Origin of the sequence: Streptomyces sp. NPDC093149 (assembly GCF_044754145.1) — a bacterium.
Classification (GTDB): Bacteria; Actinomycetota; Actinomycetes; order Streptomycetales; family Streptomycetaceae; genus Streptomyces.
This window is the reverse complement of the sequence record NZ_JBIVON010000015.1, coordinates 13,642-30,673: the sequence shown is the minus strand read 5'-3', so window position 1 is coordinate 30,673 and position 17,032 is coordinate 13,642. Positions and strand designations below refer to the sequence as shown.

Annotated in this window: 15 protein-coding genes; 11 read left to right on the top strand and 4 right to left on the bottom strand. The window is 71.6% G+C overall.

The window, feature by feature from the left end:
* Window positions 1–275 precede the first annotated feature (275 nt).
* The 4 genes from ACIQCZ_RS33535 to ACIQCZ_RS33520 all read left to right on the top strand — a co-directional run bounded on the left by ACIQCZ_RS33535 (window position 276) and on the right by ACIQCZ_RS33520 (window position 5,764).
* Window positions 276–3,050 carry an AAA family ATPase gene (locus ACIQCZ_RS33535; protein ID WP_402288118.1) on the top strand — a complete coding sequence of 925 codons (2,775 nt, stop codon included), beginning with the start codon at window positions 276–278 and terminating at the stop codon, window positions 3,048–3,050.
* Window positions 3,051–3,331: 281 nt separating this feature from the next.
* A complete protein-coding gene (locus tag ACIQCZ_RS33530; RefSeq protein ID WP_402288116.1) occupies window positions 3,332–4,252 on the top strand; it encodes a trypsin-like serine peptidase in 921 nt (306 codons plus the stop codon).
* 133 nt (window positions 4,253–4,385) lie between these two features.
* The gene (locus ACIQCZ_RS33525; RefSeq protein ID WP_402288115.1) at window positions 4,386–4,583 is read left to right on the top strand and encodes a hypothetical protein; all 198 of its coding nucleotides are present in this window, start codon (window positions 4,386–4,388) and stop codon (window positions 4,581–4,583) included.
* Between the two features lie 227 nt (window positions 4,584–4,810).
* On the top strand, window positions 4,811–5,764 hold the full coding sequence (locus ACIQCZ_RS33520) for a DUF5996 family protein (protein ID WP_402288113.1): 954 nt from the start codon (window positions 4,811–4,813) through the stop codon (window positions 5,762–5,764).
* 45 nt (window positions 5,765–5,809) lie between these two features.
* Here the strand turns inward: ACIQCZ_RS33520 and ACIQCZ_RS33515 are convergent, their stop codons facing one another.
* Together ACIQCZ_RS33515 and ACIQCZ_RS33510 are read right to left on the bottom strand one after the other, a co-directional pair.
* Window positions 5,810–7,009 carry an MBL fold metallo-hydrolase gene (locus ACIQCZ_RS33515; RefSeq protein WP_402288111.1) on the bottom strand — a complete coding sequence of 400 codons (1,200 nt, stop codon included), beginning with the start codon at window positions 7,007–7,009 and terminating at the stop codon, window positions 5,810–5,812.
* A gap of 99 nt (window positions 7,010–7,108) precedes the next feature.
* Complete coding sequence (locus ACIQCZ_RS33510; RefSeq protein WP_402288110.1) at window positions 7,109–7,549, bottom strand: PPOX class F420-dependent oxidoreductase; 441 nt, start codon at window positions 7,547–7,549, stop codon at window positions 7,109–7,111.
* Window positions 7,550–7,709: 160 nt separating this feature from the next.
* Here ACIQCZ_RS33510 and ACIQCZ_RS33505 point away from each other — a divergent pair, with 160 nt between their 5' ends.
* From ACIQCZ_RS33505 to ACIQCZ_RS33490, 4 genes are all read left to right on the top strand, one after another.
* A complete protein-coding gene (locus ACIQCZ_RS33505) occupies window positions 7,710–8,294 on the top strand; it encodes a carboxymuconolactone decarboxylase family protein (protein ID WP_402288108.1) in 585 nt (194 codons plus the stop codon).
* Between the two features lie 111 nt (window positions 8,295–8,405).
* On the top strand, window positions 8,406–10,031 hold the full coding sequence (locus ACIQCZ_RS33500) for a thiamine pyrophosphate-binding protein (protein WP_402288106.1): 1,626 nt from the start codon (window positions 8,406–8,408) through the stop codon (window positions 10,029–10,031).
* Window positions 10,028–11,248 carry a Glu/Leu/Phe/Val dehydrogenase dimerization domain-containing protein gene (locus tag ACIQCZ_RS33495; RefSeq protein ID WP_402288103.1) on the top strand — a complete coding sequence of 407 codons (1,221 nt, stop codon included), beginning with the start codon at window positions 10,028–10,030 and terminating at the stop codon, window positions 11,246–11,248. The genes ACIQCZ_RS33500 and ACIQCZ_RS33495 overlap by 4 nt, the downstream gene beginning before the upstream one ends.
* A 209-nt stretch (window positions 11,249–11,457) precedes the next feature.
* Window positions 11,458–12,069, top strand: a complete 612-nt coding sequence (locus ACIQCZ_RS33490) for a TetR/AcrR family transcriptional regulator (protein ID WP_402288100.1) — start codon at window positions 11,458–11,460, stop codon at window positions 12,067–12,069.
* A 191-nt stretch (window positions 12,070–12,260) separates the two neighbouring features.
* Here ACIQCZ_RS33490 and ACIQCZ_RS33485 read toward each other — a convergent pair whose 3' ends face one another.
* Both ACIQCZ_RS33485 and ACIQCZ_RS33480 read right to left on the bottom strand, forming a co-directional pair.
* Window positions 12,261–13,262, bottom strand: a complete 1,002-nt coding sequence (locus ACIQCZ_RS33485; RefSeq protein ID WP_402288098.1) for a DUF6745 domain-containing protein — start codon at window positions 13,260–13,262, stop codon at window positions 12,261–12,263.
* A 169-nt stretch (window positions 13,263–13,431) separates the two neighbouring features.
* Window positions 13,432–13,758, bottom strand: coding sequence for a hypothetical protein (locus tag ACIQCZ_RS33480; RefSeq protein ID WP_351079871.1), 327 nt, complete (start codon window positions 13,756–13,758; stop codon window positions 13,432–13,434).
* 190 nt (window positions 13,759–13,948) lie between these two features.
* Between ACIQCZ_RS33480 and ACIQCZ_RS33475 the strand changes: the two genes are divergently transcribed.
* Genes ACIQCZ_RS33475 through ACIQCZ_RS33465 form a run of 3 tightly spaced genes read left to right on the top strand, consistent with a single transcriptional unit; the run spans window position 13,949 to window position 17,018 of the window.
* Entirely contained in the window at window positions 13,949–14,905 is a 957-nt protein-coding gene (locus ACIQCZ_RS33475; RefSeq protein ID WP_402288095.1) for an STM4015 family protein, read from the top strand.
* A 6-nt stretch (window positions 14,906–14,911) separates the two neighbouring features.
* Window positions 14,912–15,883: an STM4015 family protein gene (locus ACIQCZ_RS33470; RefSeq protein WP_402288092.1), complete on the top strand. Its 972-nt coding sequence runs from the start codon at window positions 14,912–14,914 to the stop codon at window positions 15,881–15,883.
* Window positions 15,864–17,018 carry an STM4014 family protein gene (locus ACIQCZ_RS33465; protein ID WP_402288091.1) on the top strand — a complete coding sequence of 385 codons (1,155 nt, stop codon included), beginning with the start codon at window positions 15,864–15,866 and terminating at the stop codon, window positions 17,016–17,018. Before ACIQCZ_RS33470 ends, ACIQCZ_RS33465 begins: the two co-directional genes overlap by 20 nt.
* Window positions 17,019–17,032: the final 14 nt, after the last annotated feature.

The following is a 17,032-nucleotide window of genomic DNA, read 5'->3' as shown; positions in this document are numbered from 1 at the left end:
GACCTGCTCGGCTGCCCACGGCTGTGGACCTGTTCCCTGGCCGAGTCCATCATCGGGAGAGCGAGATCACGACGCTTCTGTCACATGACCAGTCGTCCGGCGTCTCCGGCGTCCTGCCGGCACCGGGGCCGCGGGCAACGGCCGTACCACGGGCCCCGAACCGGCCGCCGTACGGTGGCCCACGGGCGGTCGGCCGTACCGCGGCTCGCGCGCGTTCGGTGGTTCCCGGCTGACAGGATGACCAGGGCATGATCACCGGCTGGAGGAGAACGACCGTGGTGCACATCGGTCCCGATTACCCCGCCGATCCGGGCATCCTCGGCAGGAACGCCGAGCTGTCCCGCATCGAGGCGCTGCTCGGGGCGGTGGACGGCACCGGCCCGCAGGTGCTGGTGCTGGTCGGGGAGCCGGGAGCGGGCAAGAGCACCCTCGTCGACCGGGCGGCCCAGCAGGGCCGGGCCCGGGGTCTGCGGCCCCTGCGGGTGCGCGGCAGCGAGGGCGAGGCCGGACTGGGGCTCTCGGGTGTCCACCAGCTCCTGCATCCGCTGCTTCCGGGTGACACGCTGCCCGCCCAGCAGCGGGAGGCTCTCGACCGTGCCTTCGGGGTGACGGCGGCGCACCACGAGGCGACTCTCGACCAGATGTCGCTGTGCATCGGCGTGCTCGCCCTCATCGACGACGCCGCCACGCGCCAACCGCTGCTCCTGCTCGTGGACGACGTCCAATGGCTCGACCTCGGCTCGGTGGACGTGCTGGGCTTCCTCGCCCGGCGGCTGGAGGGCAAACCGGTGGTGATGCTGCTCGCCGCCCGTGAGGAGGGCGTACCGGCCCGCTTCGACCGGGACTTCCCCCAGGTCACTGTGGGCCCGCTGAGCAGGGCTGCGGCGGGTCTGCTGCTGGACGCCCAGCCGAACCCGCCCCGCGGCAGGGCCCGTACCCAGGTCCTCCAGCAGGCCGCCGGCAACCCGCTGGCCCTGATCGAGCTGCCCCGGGCCCTCGCCCGGGGCCGGACCGGCACGGGCCAGGACGGCGGTGCCGCACTGCCGCTCACCGCACGCCTGGAGAACTTGTTCGCCGCCGACCTGCCCGGCCTGCCCGCGCCCACGCGTCAGGCTCTGCTCCTGGTCGCAGCCGCCGGCGCCGGGCGACTCGCCGATCTCCTGCGCGCCGCTCCGGCGTTGGACGTCGTCGAGGCACTGGACCCCGCGGAGCGCGTCGGACTGGTGCGGATCGAGGACGGCCATGTGCTGCTGCGCCATCCGCTGGTGCGCTCGGCCGTCTACCAGGCGGCTTCCTTCGCCGAGCGCCGACAGGCCCATCTCGCGCTGGCCGCCGCTCTCGCCGAGGAACCGGACCGCCGGGCGTGGCACCTGGCGGCCGCCGCGACGGGCCAGGACGCGGAGGTCGCCGACGCCCTGGTGGAGAGTGCCGAGCGGGCACGCGCCCGGGGCGGGTACGCGGCGGCCGCAGCGGCGCTGGAACGCGCCGCCGGGCTGACCCCGGCGCCGCACCTGCGCGCCCGGCGCCTGCTGATGGCCGCGCAGGCGGCCATGTTCGCCGGTCATCCACAGTGGGTCGGCGAGATCAGCGGCCGGGTCGGCGACCTGACCGAGGACGCGCGGCTGCGCGCCGAGGCCTCGCTCCTGGGCGGGTGGGCCCTGGGCGTCACGCTCCGCCACGAAGAAGCGCTGGCGCTGCTGCTGGGCGGCGCCGAAGCCATCGCCGCCCCGGTCCCGGACCTGGCGCTCGGGACTCTGGGCACCGCCGCGACATCCGTGTACAACTCCGGGACACCGTTCCACCGGGCCGAACTGCGGCGGATCGGAGCCCTCCTCGAAGACGCCGGCAATCCTGCCGCGCTCGCCTGGACCCAGGCGGTCATCGACCCGCACCGGCAACGGGCCAGGCTCCTGGGCCTGTTGAGGGACGCACTGGCCGCCATGTCATCGGACTCCCTGGCGGACCTCACGGCGCTCGGCGGCACCACCTGGATCCTGGACGAGACCGAACAGGCCATACGCATTCTCGGACGGACCATGGACGTCATACGGCGGGCCGGCAGCGCGGGCACGAACGCGACCGTCACGCAGGCGCTCGCCCTCGCCCTGTTCGAGAGCGGTTCGTGGACGGCGGCCCAGGACGCCGCGGACGAGGCGTTCTGGACGGCGACCGAGGCGGGAGCCGACAACGTGACCCTGGGCTCCTGCCTCCTCCAGGCCACCCTGCGCGCGCTGCGGGGCGACCACGCGACCGCGCGGACGCAGGCCCTGGAAGCCGTACGAGGCGTCGACCTGCGCAGGTCCCTGAGTCTCCAGGTCCGGCACCGGCACGCGCTGGGCATGGCCGCGTTCGTCGCCGGGGACCACGCCGACGCCTACGAACAGTTGCGCGCCACCTTCACCCGCGACTTCCGCCCGGCGCCCGTCCACTACCACGCCTCCGTCTACTGCCTGGGCGACCTGGCCGCCGCGGCGGTCCGTGCCGGGCGGCGGGAGGACGCGCGCACGGTGGTCGAGGCCGTCGAGCACGGCCTGGAACCCGACAGATCGCCCCGGCTGGCTGCCGTCCTCCATCGAGCCGCAGCCCTGCTGAGCGAAACCGAGGACGCCGAACGGCACTTTCGCGCCGCCCTGGCCGACCCCGCCACCGACTGCTGGCCCTTCGAAAAGGCGCTCACGCACCTCGACTTCGGTGAGTGGCTGCGCCGACGGCGACGCAGCGCCGAGGCACGACCGCACCTCGGCGCGGCACTGGAGTGCTTCCAGCGGCTCGACGCCCGGCCCTGGACCGACCGCGCCGCCGCGGAGCTGCGGGCGGCGGGAGCCCCGACGGCACCACCGACGACCACACGTGCCACGAGCGAACTCACCGCGCAGGAACGGCGGATAGCCGAACTGGCGGCGCAGGGCCTCACCAACCGCGACATAGCGGCCCGGCTGTACCTGTCACCCCGCACTGTCGGCTACCACCTGCACAAGATCTTCCCCAAGCTGGGTATCAGCTCAAGGGCGCAACTCCGCGACGCCCTGGAGCAGAATCCGCCGCAGTGACCGGATGCCGGGCGGACGTGGTCACCCGCGACAACGCGCGGAGGGCCTGGTCATGGCCCATTCCGTGGCAGTCCCGGCGGCCTGCGGACCGTACGACGGGCACGTACGCTGCTGAACGCGTCACCCCGCAGGGCGGTTGAGCTTGCCGGGCCTTCGCACTCCGTGTCGCCGTGCGTGTCACAGTTCATCGACAGCGCCAACCGGACATGCGGGTTCCCCCTCTTGGCGAGCGGGCTGACAGCCCCCGTCCGACGCCTGCACCAGCCAGGGAGAAATCCGCCATGCCCAAGACTTCAACTTCCGCGAACCTGCGCCCTCGTGGCCGGGCCACGGGACTCGCCGTGGCCGGTACGGCCCTCGTCCTCGCCGCCCCGATCCCGGCGACGGCCGTGGACGGCCGGGCCGGCGCCGCCTCGGTCGACCCGGTCTCGGTCATGAAGTACACCGCGAAGGAGCGTCGGGAAGCCCTCGCCTACTGGACGCCCGCCCGAGTCAAGGCCGTCGGGAAGTCCGTGGACCTAGGTCCGACGGGACCGAAGGCCAAGCCGTGGCGCGGCACCACCCTGAAGACCGTGGGGCGGCTCTTCTTCGTCAACTCGAGGGGTGCCGATACCTGGTGCACGGCCACCGCCGTGCAGAGCGTCAACCGCTCCGCCGTGATGACCGCGGCCCACTGCGTGCGCCTGGGCTCCTCTCCCTACAACACCAACAGCACGATGGTGTTTGTCCCCGGCTACAACAAGGGCAAGAGGCCGCACGGCACCTTCGCGGTCCGCTCCGCCGCGACCCCGCGCAGCTGGGAAACGGACTCCACCGACGACATGGCCACGCTGGTCGTCGACACCGACAAGAGCGGCCGCAAGCTCACCGACGTCGTGGGCGGCCAGCCCATCGCCTTCAACCGCCCCGTTGGCGGCGTCATCTCAGCCTTCGGCTACTCCGCCACCCGCCCGCAACTCGGCGAGGAACTCTTGCACTGCGTCGGCAAGGCGAAGAAGAAGCACGGCGTGCAGGCCATCCCCTGCGACATGACCGGCGGATCCAGCGGCGGCCCATGGCTTGCCGACTTCAACGCCGCCACCGGCAAGGGCGTCCTCGTCTCGGTGAACAGCGCACTGGACTCCCTGACACCGACCGAGATGCAAGGAGAGTTGCTGGGGACCACGGCCAAGAAGGTGTACGACCGGGCCCAGCGCGGCTGACTTCGGAGACCGAGCAGTCGAGCTCGTTGCACCGACGAGGTCCGACGTCGACCGCATCGCCGCCTTCGACGCCTTCCGTTCCGTCGAACTGATCGCTCCACGCCCCCTGTTGTCGATCGTCGGGCGTGAGGCCGTGACCTGCTGGATGAGCGTGGAGGCGTACCAGCAGGCGCACGGACCGAAGAAACCGCTCCGGATCGACGGCGCTGTGCACAACGACCTCTACAACAAGGACGAGTACGTCGTACCCGCCATCGCGAAGCCGGCCGACTTCTTCGCCACGCATCTGACGCCCGGTCCCGAGCACCGCACGCTCTCGGCGTCGGTCTGAGGTACGCGAACCGCTCGGAGCAGGCAGCTCCTCGGGCCGCGCCACCATCCGCCGCCACGACGCTCACCGTTGCGGCTGGGGGGCGCGGCTGCCGGCCCGGCGCGTCGGACGCCCGGCGACACCGAACGGGCAGGACGCTGACCTGCGTGAGAGAATTGGGTACCGGAGCGGGCCCGGCACCCGACGTCCCCTCCCGCTGATCCCATCGACACGCTGGGAGGCTCTCCGTGAGCGAACGTCTCGATGCGTGGCCGACGCTGGTGCATGAGGACCTGGCGCCCATGGTTGACTACGTGAACCGGGTGGTACAGGTCGCAGGCAAGTACACCCTCGATGAGCCCTTCGAAGTCGGCTGGGGAAACATCGTTCTCGACGTCACCCCCCGGGGGCTCAGTACGCCGACCCTTCGGCAGCGGGGCGTGACCTTCGCGGTGCACTACAGCCTGCTCGACGGTGAAGTGGTCATCGAGGCCGACAGTGGTTCGCGTACGGTGCCGTTGTCCAAGGGCTCGGTCGCCATGTTCTACGCGTCCTTCTGCGATGCGGCGGACGAGCTCGGCATACACCGACCGCGCAGCTCGTTGATCTGCGAGATTCCGGATGCCCCGCCGCGCTTCGAGGACGATCACGTCGAACGCACCTGGGACGGCCACGCGGCCCGGCTCATCTGGACAGCGTTGAACCTCGCCGCTGACGGACTCGAGGCGTGGCAGGCCCCCTTCCTGGGACACCGCCCCCGGGTCGGTGTGATGTGGGGCGGCTTCGACCTGTCCGCCACACGTTTCCGGGCGCAGCCCACCGTGCCGCCGCCCCACCAGCCGCCGTTCATGCAGAACGCCCAGCTCGACGCGTACGTGTCGGTGGGATTCTCCTTCGGGGATGCCAAGGCCCCGAACGTCGGCATGTACGCGTACATCTGGCCCCAGCCGGACGGTCTCGAGGGCCGGTCCTGGGGTGTTGAAAGCGCCACCTGGCATCCCGACGCCGGTCTGGTTCGTCTGCCGTGGGCCGAGCTCAGGAAGACAGCGGACCCGCACCAGGCCATTGTGGCGTTCGGTGACGCAGTCTACGAAGCCGCCGTCGAGACCGCAGGCTGGCCGTCCGACCTCGTCGGACCCCGCGTCGAGGGTTGGTACATGAGCCGGACACCGCCCGCGCCCTTCCAGCACCAGCACGCCTGACTCAGGTCGATTGCGTTCAGGCTTTCATCCCTGCCGCGACCCGAGTCACCGCTCACCCGCAAGATCAAGATCGCGATTGTCCTGGTCCTGAGCAACGTCCGTTGCCTCGCTGCGGCGCCAGTGGTGCGCGATCGGGGCAGCCACGGCCCGCCACCAGGGATCGAGGGGAAGCGTTCCCGCGGGCTCGAAGGGCTCGCCCGGCCGGGGAAACGCGGCCGACTGCCCGGCTTCCTCGGCGGCTTCCTTCGTCCACTCGCCGGGCTCCGCCCACGGGTGCGGAGCGAGGTTGAACGTGGCCCAGTGGATCGGGAGCATCGTACCGAGCGGCTCACCGCCCTGGAGATCCAGATGGGCCCGCATGCCTTCGGCAGGCGTCATATGGATGTCCGGCCAGTACTCGGAGTACGCGCCGATCTGGATCATCGTGGCGTCGAAGGGGCCGTGTTCGGCGCCGATGTCCTTGAAGCCGGGGAAATACCCGGTGTCACCGCTGTGGTAGATCCGGTGCTCGGGCCCCGCGACGGCCCAGGACGCCCAGAGCGTGTGCTGCTGGTTGCGCAGGCCGCGGCCGCAGAAGTGCCGGGCCGGGGTGGCGGTGAGACTGATCCCGGCGATCTCGGTGGTCTCGTTCCAGTCCAGCTCGCGCATCCGGTCGGCGGGCACGCCCCACCGCTCCAGATGGGCGCCGACGCCCAGCGGGACGGCGAACACCGTGTCCGTACCCGCGAGGGTCCGGATCGTGGGCAGATCGAGGTGGTCGTAGTGGTCGTGGGAGATCACCACGGCGTCCAACGGGCCGAGCGCGGCGAGGGGCAGGGGAACGGGGTGCAGCCGTTTGGGTCCGGCGAAGGCGAAGGGCGAGCAGCGCTCGCCCCACACCGGGTCGAAGAGCACCCGTCGGCCGTCGATCTCGGCGAGCACGCTGGAATGGCCCATCCAGGTGAGCCGCAGCCCGGTGGCGGGCGGCTCGGCGAGGTCGGCGTACGTGGTGGCGTGGACGGGCACCGTGCCGACCGGCGCCCTGCGCACCCGCTCCTCCTTGCGGAAGTAGACCTTCGCGAACTCCAGGGTGGATCCGGACGGCCTGGTCCGCGCCCCCACCGGGTTCTGGAAGACACCGTCGGCGAAGTTGGGTGAGCGGCGGATGCGCTCCATACGGGCATCCGCCGGATCGGCGCCGAATGCGGCGGGGCGCAGTGAACGCAATCGGGTGCGGAGCGGGAGCAAGGGGTCGGCGCCGGTCACATCATCTCCTGAGGGAGTCGGTGTCGTCTCATTATGGGTGGGGGGTACGACGGTGCGAGTGCGGAGCGGCCGGCGGACGGACGGCCGGACCGGACGCCGTCAGCCACGCGGCTGCCCGTACGCGCGCTCGATGCGCAGCCGCAGCACCACACGCCGGTCCCGGACCATCGCCGCGCGGTAGTCGTCCCAGTCGGGGTGTTCGCCCTGGACGTCGCGGTAGAGCGTGATCAGTTCCTCCACCGTGGCGTCGTGGGGGTCGGCCGCGACCGGGGACAGTTCGGCCGCGCCGTCCACGACCGTCCACGCCCAGCGGTCCGCACTGGTGACGTGGTAGCTCGCCCGCGGGTCGCGGCGGAGGTTCTTCGTCTTCGCCCGGTCCTCGGTGATCGAGACACGGACGATGCGCTCCTCGGGATAGTAGAAGTGGTTGACATTGGACAGCTGGGGTCTGCCGTCGCGCCTGAGCGTCACGAGCACGCCGCCGCTCTCCTCGCCGAGCAGCCCGAGCAGCGCGTCCTGCTGTGCGTCGATTCCCGTCATGCCGAATCCAACGTCCGTACGTGCCGGAGGATTCCGCATCCGGCCGCACTTCCATGTCACATCCGGGGCTGCCCCGTCCGTCCCACCCGTGAACACAGCCGCCGACGGCGCCCCTCGGGGCCGCCGGACGGCATCGGAGCCGTACTGAAGGAGACCGGTCATGACGAACGCCCGTATCTCGCTCGACCCGCCCCGCACCCTCCTGTTCCGCGCCGTGTCGTGGTACTCGAACCGTACGTACGGCAAGGTCATCGATCCCGTACGGGTCAGTGCCCACCACACCGGGGTGCTGTGGGCCGGAAGCCGGTTCGAATTGGCGGTCGGCCGCTGGAAGAAGCTGGACCCGCAGCTCAAGGCGCTGGCCGTCATGACGTCCGCGGCCACCGTCGGATGCGGCTGGTGCATGGACTTCGGCCATTGGGAGAACCACCGCCACGGCATGGATCCGCGCAAGCTGCGTGACGTGCCGGTGTGGCGCGAGAGCGAGGCGTACACCTCGCTGGAGCGCGACGTCATGGCCTACGCGGAAGCGATGAGCCTCACACCGCCCGAGGTCGGGGACGAGCTGGTGGAGCGGCTGCGGACCGCGCTCGGCGAGGCGGCGCTCGTCGAGCTGACGACCATGGTCGCTCTGGAGAACATGCGCTCGCGCACCAACTCCGCTCTCGGACTGACCAGCCAGGGCTTCAAGGACCGGTGCGAGGCGGCACCCCCCGCCAGCCGGCCGACGCGGTCCGGCCACTGAACGACGATTCAGCACAAGCTGCATTGACATGAGCGCTCCCGCCTCCCGATACTGACCGACGGTTCAGTAAATCGATTGGTCGGCACCGACCTGTCAGCGGAGGGAGGCCGGGTGACCGGGCAGCCGAGAAGCGCGTCGCCGACCGGTGGCGAGGCCGTGGTCCGCGCTCTGGCGGCCCACGGGGTCACCACGGCGTTCGGGATTCCGGGAACGCACAACCTGGAGATCTACCGGCATCTGACGCAGTACGGGATCGCTCATGTCACGCCCCGGCACGAACAGGGCGCGGGATACGCGGCGGACGCGTACGCACGGGTCACCCAGCGGCCCGGCGTGGCGATCACCACCACCGGGCCGGCGCTGCTCAACATCACGGCCGCGGTCGGACAGGCGTATTCGGACAGCGTGCCGTTGCTGGTCGTGTCCCCCGGGATGCCGTTGCGCCACCCGCGTCAGCCGACCGGTCTGCTGCACGAGATGCGCAGCCAGTCCGAGGCCCTGCGTGCGGTCGCGGCGTTCAGCCACCGGGTGTCGACGATCGAGGAGATCGGCTCCGCGGTGGCGCGGGCGTTCACTCTGTTCCGTTCGGGACGCCCGCGTCCGGTCCATGTCGAGGTGCCGCTGGATCTGCTGGAGACGGCGGGGCCCGTGGGACCGGTGCGGCTCACACCACCGCTGGCCGCCCCGGTCCCGGCCGGATCCGCGCTCCGGGACGCGGCCGAGGTCCTGCGTGCGGCCCGGCGGCCCGCACTGGTCCTGGGCGGAGGGGCGCGGTCCGCGTCCGCCGGGTGCCTGGCGCTCGCCGAAGCGCTGGCCGCCCCGGTCGTCACCACCGCCAACGGCAAGGGGATCGTCGACGAGACGCACCCGCTCTCGCTCGGGGTGTCGCTCCACAGCCCCTCCGTACGGAAGTGGCTGGCGGGCTGCGACGCGGTGCTCGCGGTCGGTACCGAGCTGGCCGAGTCCGACCTGTGGTCCGCGCCGCCGTCACTCGGCGGCACGCTGATCCGGGTCGACATCGACCCCGCCCAGATGTACGCGGGACTGCCCGCCGATCTGGCGCTGGTCGGCGCGGCGCACCCCACGCTGGAGGCGCTGCGCGACGAGCTGACGCAGCCGGGTACCGGCAGCCGAAAGATGCGGGAGAGTTCCGCCGCGGCACGTGAGTTGCGGGCCGCTCGGAATGCCGAGACCGCGCGGCGCGACGTCCGCTGGGTGCCGTATCTGCGAGCCGCGCGGGCCGTGTCGGCCGCCGACACGATCTGGACCTCGGACAGTGCGCCGTGCTGCTACTACGGCGCGCTGCCCCATCTGCCCATCGGCCCGCGCGGGCGCTATCTGCACCCGACCGGCTTCGGCACGCTCGGCTACGCGCTGCCCGCGGCGATCGGCGCGAAGACGGCGTACCCGGGTCGGCAGGTCGTGGCACTCAGCGGGGACGGCGGGCTGCAGTTCTCCGTCCAGGAGCTCGCCACGGCCGCCCAGCTGCGGCTGCCGCTGCCGGTGGTGGTGTTCGACAACGGGGGCTACGGAGAGATCCGCGACGAGATGGCGGCGCGCGGCGACACCCCCATGGGCGTCGATCTGCCGTCGGTCGACCTGCCCGCGCTGGCGCGGGCGTACGGCGGCCACGGCGCCCGTGCCGACACCCCCGAGGCGCTCGCCCGCACCCTGTCCCGGGCCCTGACGACCCCTGGGCCCACCGTGATCGCTGTGACCGAGGAGACCCCCCGATGACGACACCTCCGGTGTCCCGCGCCACCACCCCGCCCGCCCCGCTGATCTCGCTCACGTGGACCGATCACGTCACCGGTCGTCAGGGCCATCTGGTCGTCGACCGGCTGGTGCGCGGGGTCTCCAGCGGCGGGCTGCGGATGCGGGCGGGCTGCACGCTCGACGAGGTGGTCGGGCTGGCCCGCGGCATGACGATGAAGGAGGCCCTCCACTTCGACGTCGACGACACGGGGGCCCGTTACATACCGCTCGGCGGTGCGAAGGGCGGCATCGACTGCGATCCCCGTGACCCCGAGGCGTACGGCGTTCTGGTGCGCTATCTGCGGGCGGTGCGCCCGTACATCGAGAACGTGTGGACGACCGGCGAGGACCTGGGGCTCACCCAGGACATCGTGGACCGGGCGGCGGCCGAGGCGGGGCTCGTCTCCTCGGTCCAGGCCGTCTACCCACTGCTCGACGACGAGACGGCGGCCCGCCGACGGCTCGCCGACGCGTTCGCCGTCGAGGTGGACGGTATCGGGCTCGACGAACTGGTCGGCGGCTGCGGGGTCGCCGAGTCGGCGCTCGCGGCGCTGGACCGGGCGGGCGTCGCGTACGGGGAGGCGAGGGTCTCCGTTCAGGGGTTCGGCACCATGGGCGGGGCGACGGCCCGGTTCCTGTCGAGGGCCGGGCTGACCGTGGTCGCCGTGGCCGACATCAAGGGCACGATCGCCAATCCGGCCGGCCTCGATGTCGAGGCGCTGCTGGCCGCCCGGGACGGGTACGGGACGGTGGACCGCGGCGCGCTCCGGGACGACGACCGGGAGCTGCCCGCGGACGCCTGGCTCGCACAGGATGCGGAGCTACTGGTCCCGGCGGCGGTCTCGTACGCGATCGACACCACCAACCAGTCCCGGATCCGGGCCCGTTGGGTCGTCGAGGCGGCGAACATGCCGGTGCTCGCCGAGGCGGAGACGATGCTGGCGGCGCGCGGGATCACCGTACTGCCCGACGTGGTCGTCAACTCCGGTACGAACGCCTGGTGGTGGTGGACCCTGTTCGGTGACATCGGCGCGGACGCCGACGAGGCGTTCGGGCACACCCGCCGCTCGATGCGGGCCCTGGTCGAACGGATGCTGGACCGCGCGGAGGCCGACGGCAGCACCCCGCGGGCCGCCGCCCATGCCATCGTCGCCGACCGGCTGCCGGTCATGGCGGAACGATTCGGCTGGTACCGCTGAACCCGATCGGCCTGTGGCCGGATCCGTTCCGGCCACAGGCCGACGTGTTCGGTGCATGGACGCGCGCCTGACGGGCCCGTACGACTGCGCCGTGCCGGCATCCTGGGCCGCCGGCGCGGGCACTTCGGGCGTCCGGTCTGCCAGGCGCGTGTTTCGTGCGGCTCCGCCCCCGGACTGTCTCCCGGGCGCGCATTCGTTAGGGTGACGCCGTGGCAAGAGTGCGGTTGAACGTGGCGGAACGGCGCGAGGAACTCCTGCGCGCTGCCGTCGAACAGATCGAGGTGCGGGGGGTCGCGGCGGTACGGATCGCCGATGTGGCCGCCGTGCTCGGCGTGAGCAACGCACTGGTGCTGTACCACTTCTCGACCAAGGAAAAGCTGGTCGCGGCCGCCTTCGCACATGCAGCCGAGGCCGATCTCGCCCATCTGCGCAAGCTGCTGAGCCGCCGCACCAGCGCGGTGCGACGCCTGCGCACCGCTGTCCGCTGGTACGCGCCGACGGGCCAGGCCAAGGGCTGGCGGCTGTGGATCGAGGGCTGGGCCGCCTCGCTGCGCGATCCGGCGCTGCGCAATGTGGCCGGTGATCTCGACCAGCAGTGGAAGGCGGAACTGGCCGAGGTCATCGAAGAGGGGGCCGCAGCCGGCGAGTTCCAGTGCGACGACCCGATGTCCGTGGCCTGGCGACTGACCGCCCTGCTGGACGGCCTCGCAGTGCAGATGATCTCGTACGCGGGTCCGCTCTCCCGGGCCACGATGCTGGCCTGGACCGACGACGCCCTCGCTCGTGAACTCGGCATCGACCGGGCGGCGCTGACGGCCTGAACCCGTCCGACGAGGGTGGGTCGCTCCGGCACATCGGCTGCCGGAACGTCCGGGACACCCTTCCCCGACGGGCCGTCGAGCCCCGGCCCCGAACCGGGCCGGGCTCCCGAGGACACGGCTCACCGCGAGCGCCATGCACACCGGACGTCGGCCGAGCCGCTGCCGAGCCGAGTGAACAGGGGCGCCGCCCGTCAGGTCTGACGCAGGGGCGCATATTCGTTGCCCTGAAGCCCGAACGTCCAGGCCACACCGTTCTTCGCGGTCCTCGTGCCGGGCGGCACCCGCAGCCAGTAGGTGCGGCTGGTGCCATCCGGCTCCGGGGTGGAGTTGACCACTTCGACCATCACCACGTCCTCGTCGCCGTCCAGCGCGATCCGCCACAGGATGCCCGTCTCGTCCCGGTGGACCGGCTCGGCGCCCGACTCGCTGAGATAGCGGTCGTAACCGTAGAACTCCAGCATCACGCGGCGCAGTTCCGCGTTCTCCTCCTCACGTATCCGTTCGGGGGTCAGGGAGTTCAGTTCCGCGAGGAATTCGGCGGGCACGGGCATGCCGCGCCATGCGTGGAGCGCGAAGCCGTCGCGGTTGGCGAGCGCCGGGCCGTCCCCGCGGTCGAGCCGGCCCGCCTCGTCCCGGTGGAGTGCTTCCGGGCGCTCACTGATCACCACGACGCGCTCGTAGGGCCACCACCAGCCCGCGTGTCTGGCCACCTCGGCCAGGCCGTTCAGCCGCTCGCCCCGGCCGTCGAACGCGGCGAGCCAGGCCGCGTCGTGCTGACCAAGGACCGCGTCCAGCAGCACCAGCCGGACAGCGGACTCGTCCTCGGGACGCTCCGCGAGGTCGGCGACGACACCGGCCCTGATCCGGTCGGCGAGCGCGACCGTGGTCTCCCACAGCTGTGCCCCCGTGGCCGACCAGAGGGCGGACCAGCCGGCCGGGCCCAGCTCGTCGTACATGCGGCGCCGCTCCTGCGCCCAGGGCCGGGTCCGTACCTCGTCACGCACCGACCTGCCGGCGTCGACGAGCTTCTCGACGGCCTCCACGGCGGCCCTCGGCGAATCCACCCAGACGATCCGCTCCGGCTCGGCCAGTCCCGCGCTGCGGTAGGCGAGCCGCAGCCCGTCCTCGGCGGCGGCCCGGTCCGCCTCGCCGGTCGCCGCTGCCACGGCCCGCCATGAGTCCACGTACTGCATCGGTCTTCCCCGTCCCCTGAATCCTGTGTTCGTATGCGGTATTCGGTGTGCTGTCTTCTGTACTGCGCGCTTCACTGATCGGATGCGCCCCCGTCGCCGAGACGTGATCGGGTGAGCGCCCGTCACCGAGGTGGTTCCCCGATTCGCCGCCACCGGCCGGGCGGCGGCGTCAGTCCGCGACGATGCGGACCGCTCCCGGCACGTACTCCCGCTGACGCACCACTCGGTACCAGCCCTTCGACAGCGGTATCGCCGCGTGCTCCTCGTGCACCACCCGGCCGCCTTCGGGAAGATGGAGCAGCATCGGCCCGAACGCCCCCGCCTCGCGCATCAGCCGGCCCGGCCCCTGCACCGCGTGGGCATGACCGGTGACTTCGCCCAGTGCGAGGATCATGCGCCCCCGGCCGTCCCTCGGTTCACCCGGCGCGTCCACGAGATGCGCGGGCACCGCCGACTCCTCCAACGACACGATCAGTACATCGCCCTGCCGGTACACAGACGTCTCCCCTCGACGGCGGCACCCGCTGTGCCGACCACGGGGAAAACGCTACGGGGAGGGTCTGACAGCCGACCGGTGGCGGGCGTCGGTGGACACGTCCCGGACGGTCCCCGGTCGCCGTGTTGTCAGTGCCGCTTGATAAACCTTGCGGACATCAGCCGTCCCCCAGTACCAGGAGCTCAGGGTCATGTCCGGTGTGGACCATCTGCACGAGTTGCTCGGCCTTCCCGCGGTCGACTTCCAGCACGCGACGAAGGAGGCGCCGGTACAGGCCGCCGACGCGGCTGCCTGGCGCATCTCGGTCGATCCGTACGACGACGAGTCCGAGACGACGTGGGAAGAGGCCTTCCAGGCGTTTCTGCAGGCGGTCGACCCCACCGGTGTGCGGGCGCTGATCATCGGTCAGTGGGGCGAGTCGTGCGACGAGACCTCTTCCTATCCGATCGATCTGGTCATCGCCGCGGCCGACCGGCTGACCTCGTTGGAGGCAGTCTTCGTCGGCGATCTGACCATGGAGGAGGCCGAGATATCCTGGATCGAGCAGTCGGATGTCACAGCACTTCTGAGGGCCTTCCCCGGCCTGCGCGAACTGGGTGTGCGCGGCGGCACGGCCCTGGCCTTCTCCCCCTCCGAGCACAAGCGGCTGCGTTCACTGACCATCGAGACCGGCGGACTGCCGGTCGGGGTGATCCGCGGCATCCTGGACAGCGAGCTGCCCGCGCTGGAGCGGCTCGATCTCTGGCTCGGTGTCTCCGAGTACGGGGGCGACGCCGATGTTGCGGACCTGGCCCCGCTGCTCTCCGGCTCCCGTTTCCCCGGCCTCACCCACCTCGGCCTGCGCAACAGCGAACTGCAGAACGAGATCGCGACGGCCGTCGCGAGTGCCCCGGTCGTCGCCCAGCTGCGCGTACTCGACCTGTCGAACGGCACGCTGGGCGACGAGGGCGCGGCAGCTCTGCTGGACGGCCAGCCGCTCACCCATCTCGAACGGGTCGATCTGCACCACCACTTCATGACCGAACCGATGCAGGACCGGATCGCCCAGGCCCTGGAATCCCACGGTGTGCGGGTCGATGTGTCGGAGCGCAACAAGCCGTGGGGCGACCGCGGTGCCGAAGGCCGCTACACCTCTGTCGCGGAGTGATCCACGATGACCGACATCGAACACCCTGAGACCTTTCACGGCCTGCCCGTCCTGACCCTGCCGGGGCCGGACCGGTCGCTCGCCGTCCCGCTCCCGGCCGCCGACTCGGTCGCATGGCGGCTGGAGAGCGACTGGGACGGCGATCCGACGTTCGCCACGCTCTGGCAGCACTTCCTGGACACGGTCGACACCTCGCGTGTCCGGGCCCTGGTGATCGGTCCCTGGTGGCACGGCGACTACGAGTCCATCGCTCCGGTCATCGAACTGCTGACCGGTCATGCGGACCGCTTCCCTGCCCTGCGGGCGCTCTTCCTCGCCGATGTCGTCGGAGAGGAGTGCGAGCTGTCGTGGCTCGTCATGTCCGACATCACGCCGGTCGTCGAGGCATTCGGCCGGCTGGAGGAACTGACGGTACGGGGGTGCGGCGAGCGGAGCGAGGGCCGGACGACGCTCGATCTGCGCCCGGTGCGGCACAAGTCGCTCAGGAAGCTGCGGTTCGAGTCGGGCGGGCTTCCGTCCGGCATCGTGCGGGCGATCGGAGCGTCGGAGCTGCCCGCGCTGGAACACCTCGAACTCTGGCTCGGCGTCACCGAGTACGGCGGAGACACGACGGTCGAGGACCTCGCGCCGCTGCTGTCCGGCGCGGCGTTCCCGGCCCTGCGTCATCTGGGTCTGCAGAACAGCGAGATCCAGGACGAGATCGCGGCGGCGGTCGCCTCCGCACCGGTCGTGGCCCAGCTGGAGTCGCTCTCCCTCGCGATGGGAACGCTGGGCGACGAGGGCGCCGAGGCGTTGCTCTCGGGCCAGCCGCTCACGCATCTGACCTCGCTGGACCTGCACCATCACTACATCAGCGGCCCGTTGATGGACCGTCTCAGGCGTCTCCTGGGTTCCGACCGGGTGAACGGCGAGGTCGACGAGGTCGAGTACTGGGATCCGGAAGAGGACGACGACCGCTATGTCGCCATCAGCGAATAGCGCCGCCGGCCCGAAGCCGCGTTTCGCCGTCGTGGGTGTACCCGGCAACCGCCGGGTCGCACTCTTCCAGGACGCCGTGCGGGCCGCCGGTCTGCCTCCCGCGCGGGTCGTGCCCTGGCTGGACGTGCTGCGCGGCGAGGCCGTCTTCCGGCCGGGTGAGACCGTCCGGATGGACTCGCCCGGTGAGGACACCGAGGTGGACCGACTGCTCCGGGCGGTCGACGATCCGACGAGGGTCGAGGGAACCGCCCTGTGGTACGCCCGGTTCACCGCGGCCGTGCGAGCGGTGGCGCGGACGGCCACCGCTTCCGGTGCCACGCTGCTCGACGGCCCCGGGGATGTCGCGGTGCTGTTCGACAAGCGGCTCTGCCATGCGGTGCTGGACGGCTCCGGTGTGCCCGTGCCCGCGTCGCCGACCTCGGGGGCGGCCGCCCCCGTGCTGCGCGACTGGGCGGACGTGCGCGACCGGATGGCGGCGCTGGGCATGCCCAGGGTCTTCGTGAAGCTCGCGCACGGCTCGTCCGCCTCCGGGGTCCTGGCCGTGGAGACGGCCGGGCCCGGCCGGATCAGGGCGACCACCTCGGTGGATCGTGACCCGGCCGGCCGGCTCTTCAACTCCCTGCGGGTGCGCCGCTGCACGACGGAACAGGAGATCGCGGCGATCGTCGACGCGCTCGCACCGGACGGGCTGCATGTCGAACGCTGGCTGCCCAAGGCCACGCAGCGTGGCCGCGCGGCGGATCTGCGGGTCGTGGTGGTGGCCGGCCGGGCCACCCACGCCGTCGTGCGCACCAGCCGCTCCCCCATGACCAATCTTCACCTCGGCGGCGAACGCGGAAGTCTCGACGACGTCCGTGCGGCCGTCGAGACCGCGGGCGGCAGCTGGGCGGAGGCCCTGGCCGTGTGCGAACGGGCCGCGGCTTGCTTCCCGGACACGCTGTGCGTGGGCGTGGACCTGCTGCCCACGGCCGGCTGGCGGCGCTTCGCCGTCGGCGAGGTCAACGCCTTCGGTGATCTGCTGCCGCGGCTGACCGGACTTCCCGGCAGCGGCGCCGAGGGCCTGGACACCTATGCGGCGCAGGTCGCCGCCGTACTGAACAGAGCAAGGAACCACCGTGCGAACGCCACTGCCTGACACCGCGCCCGCCC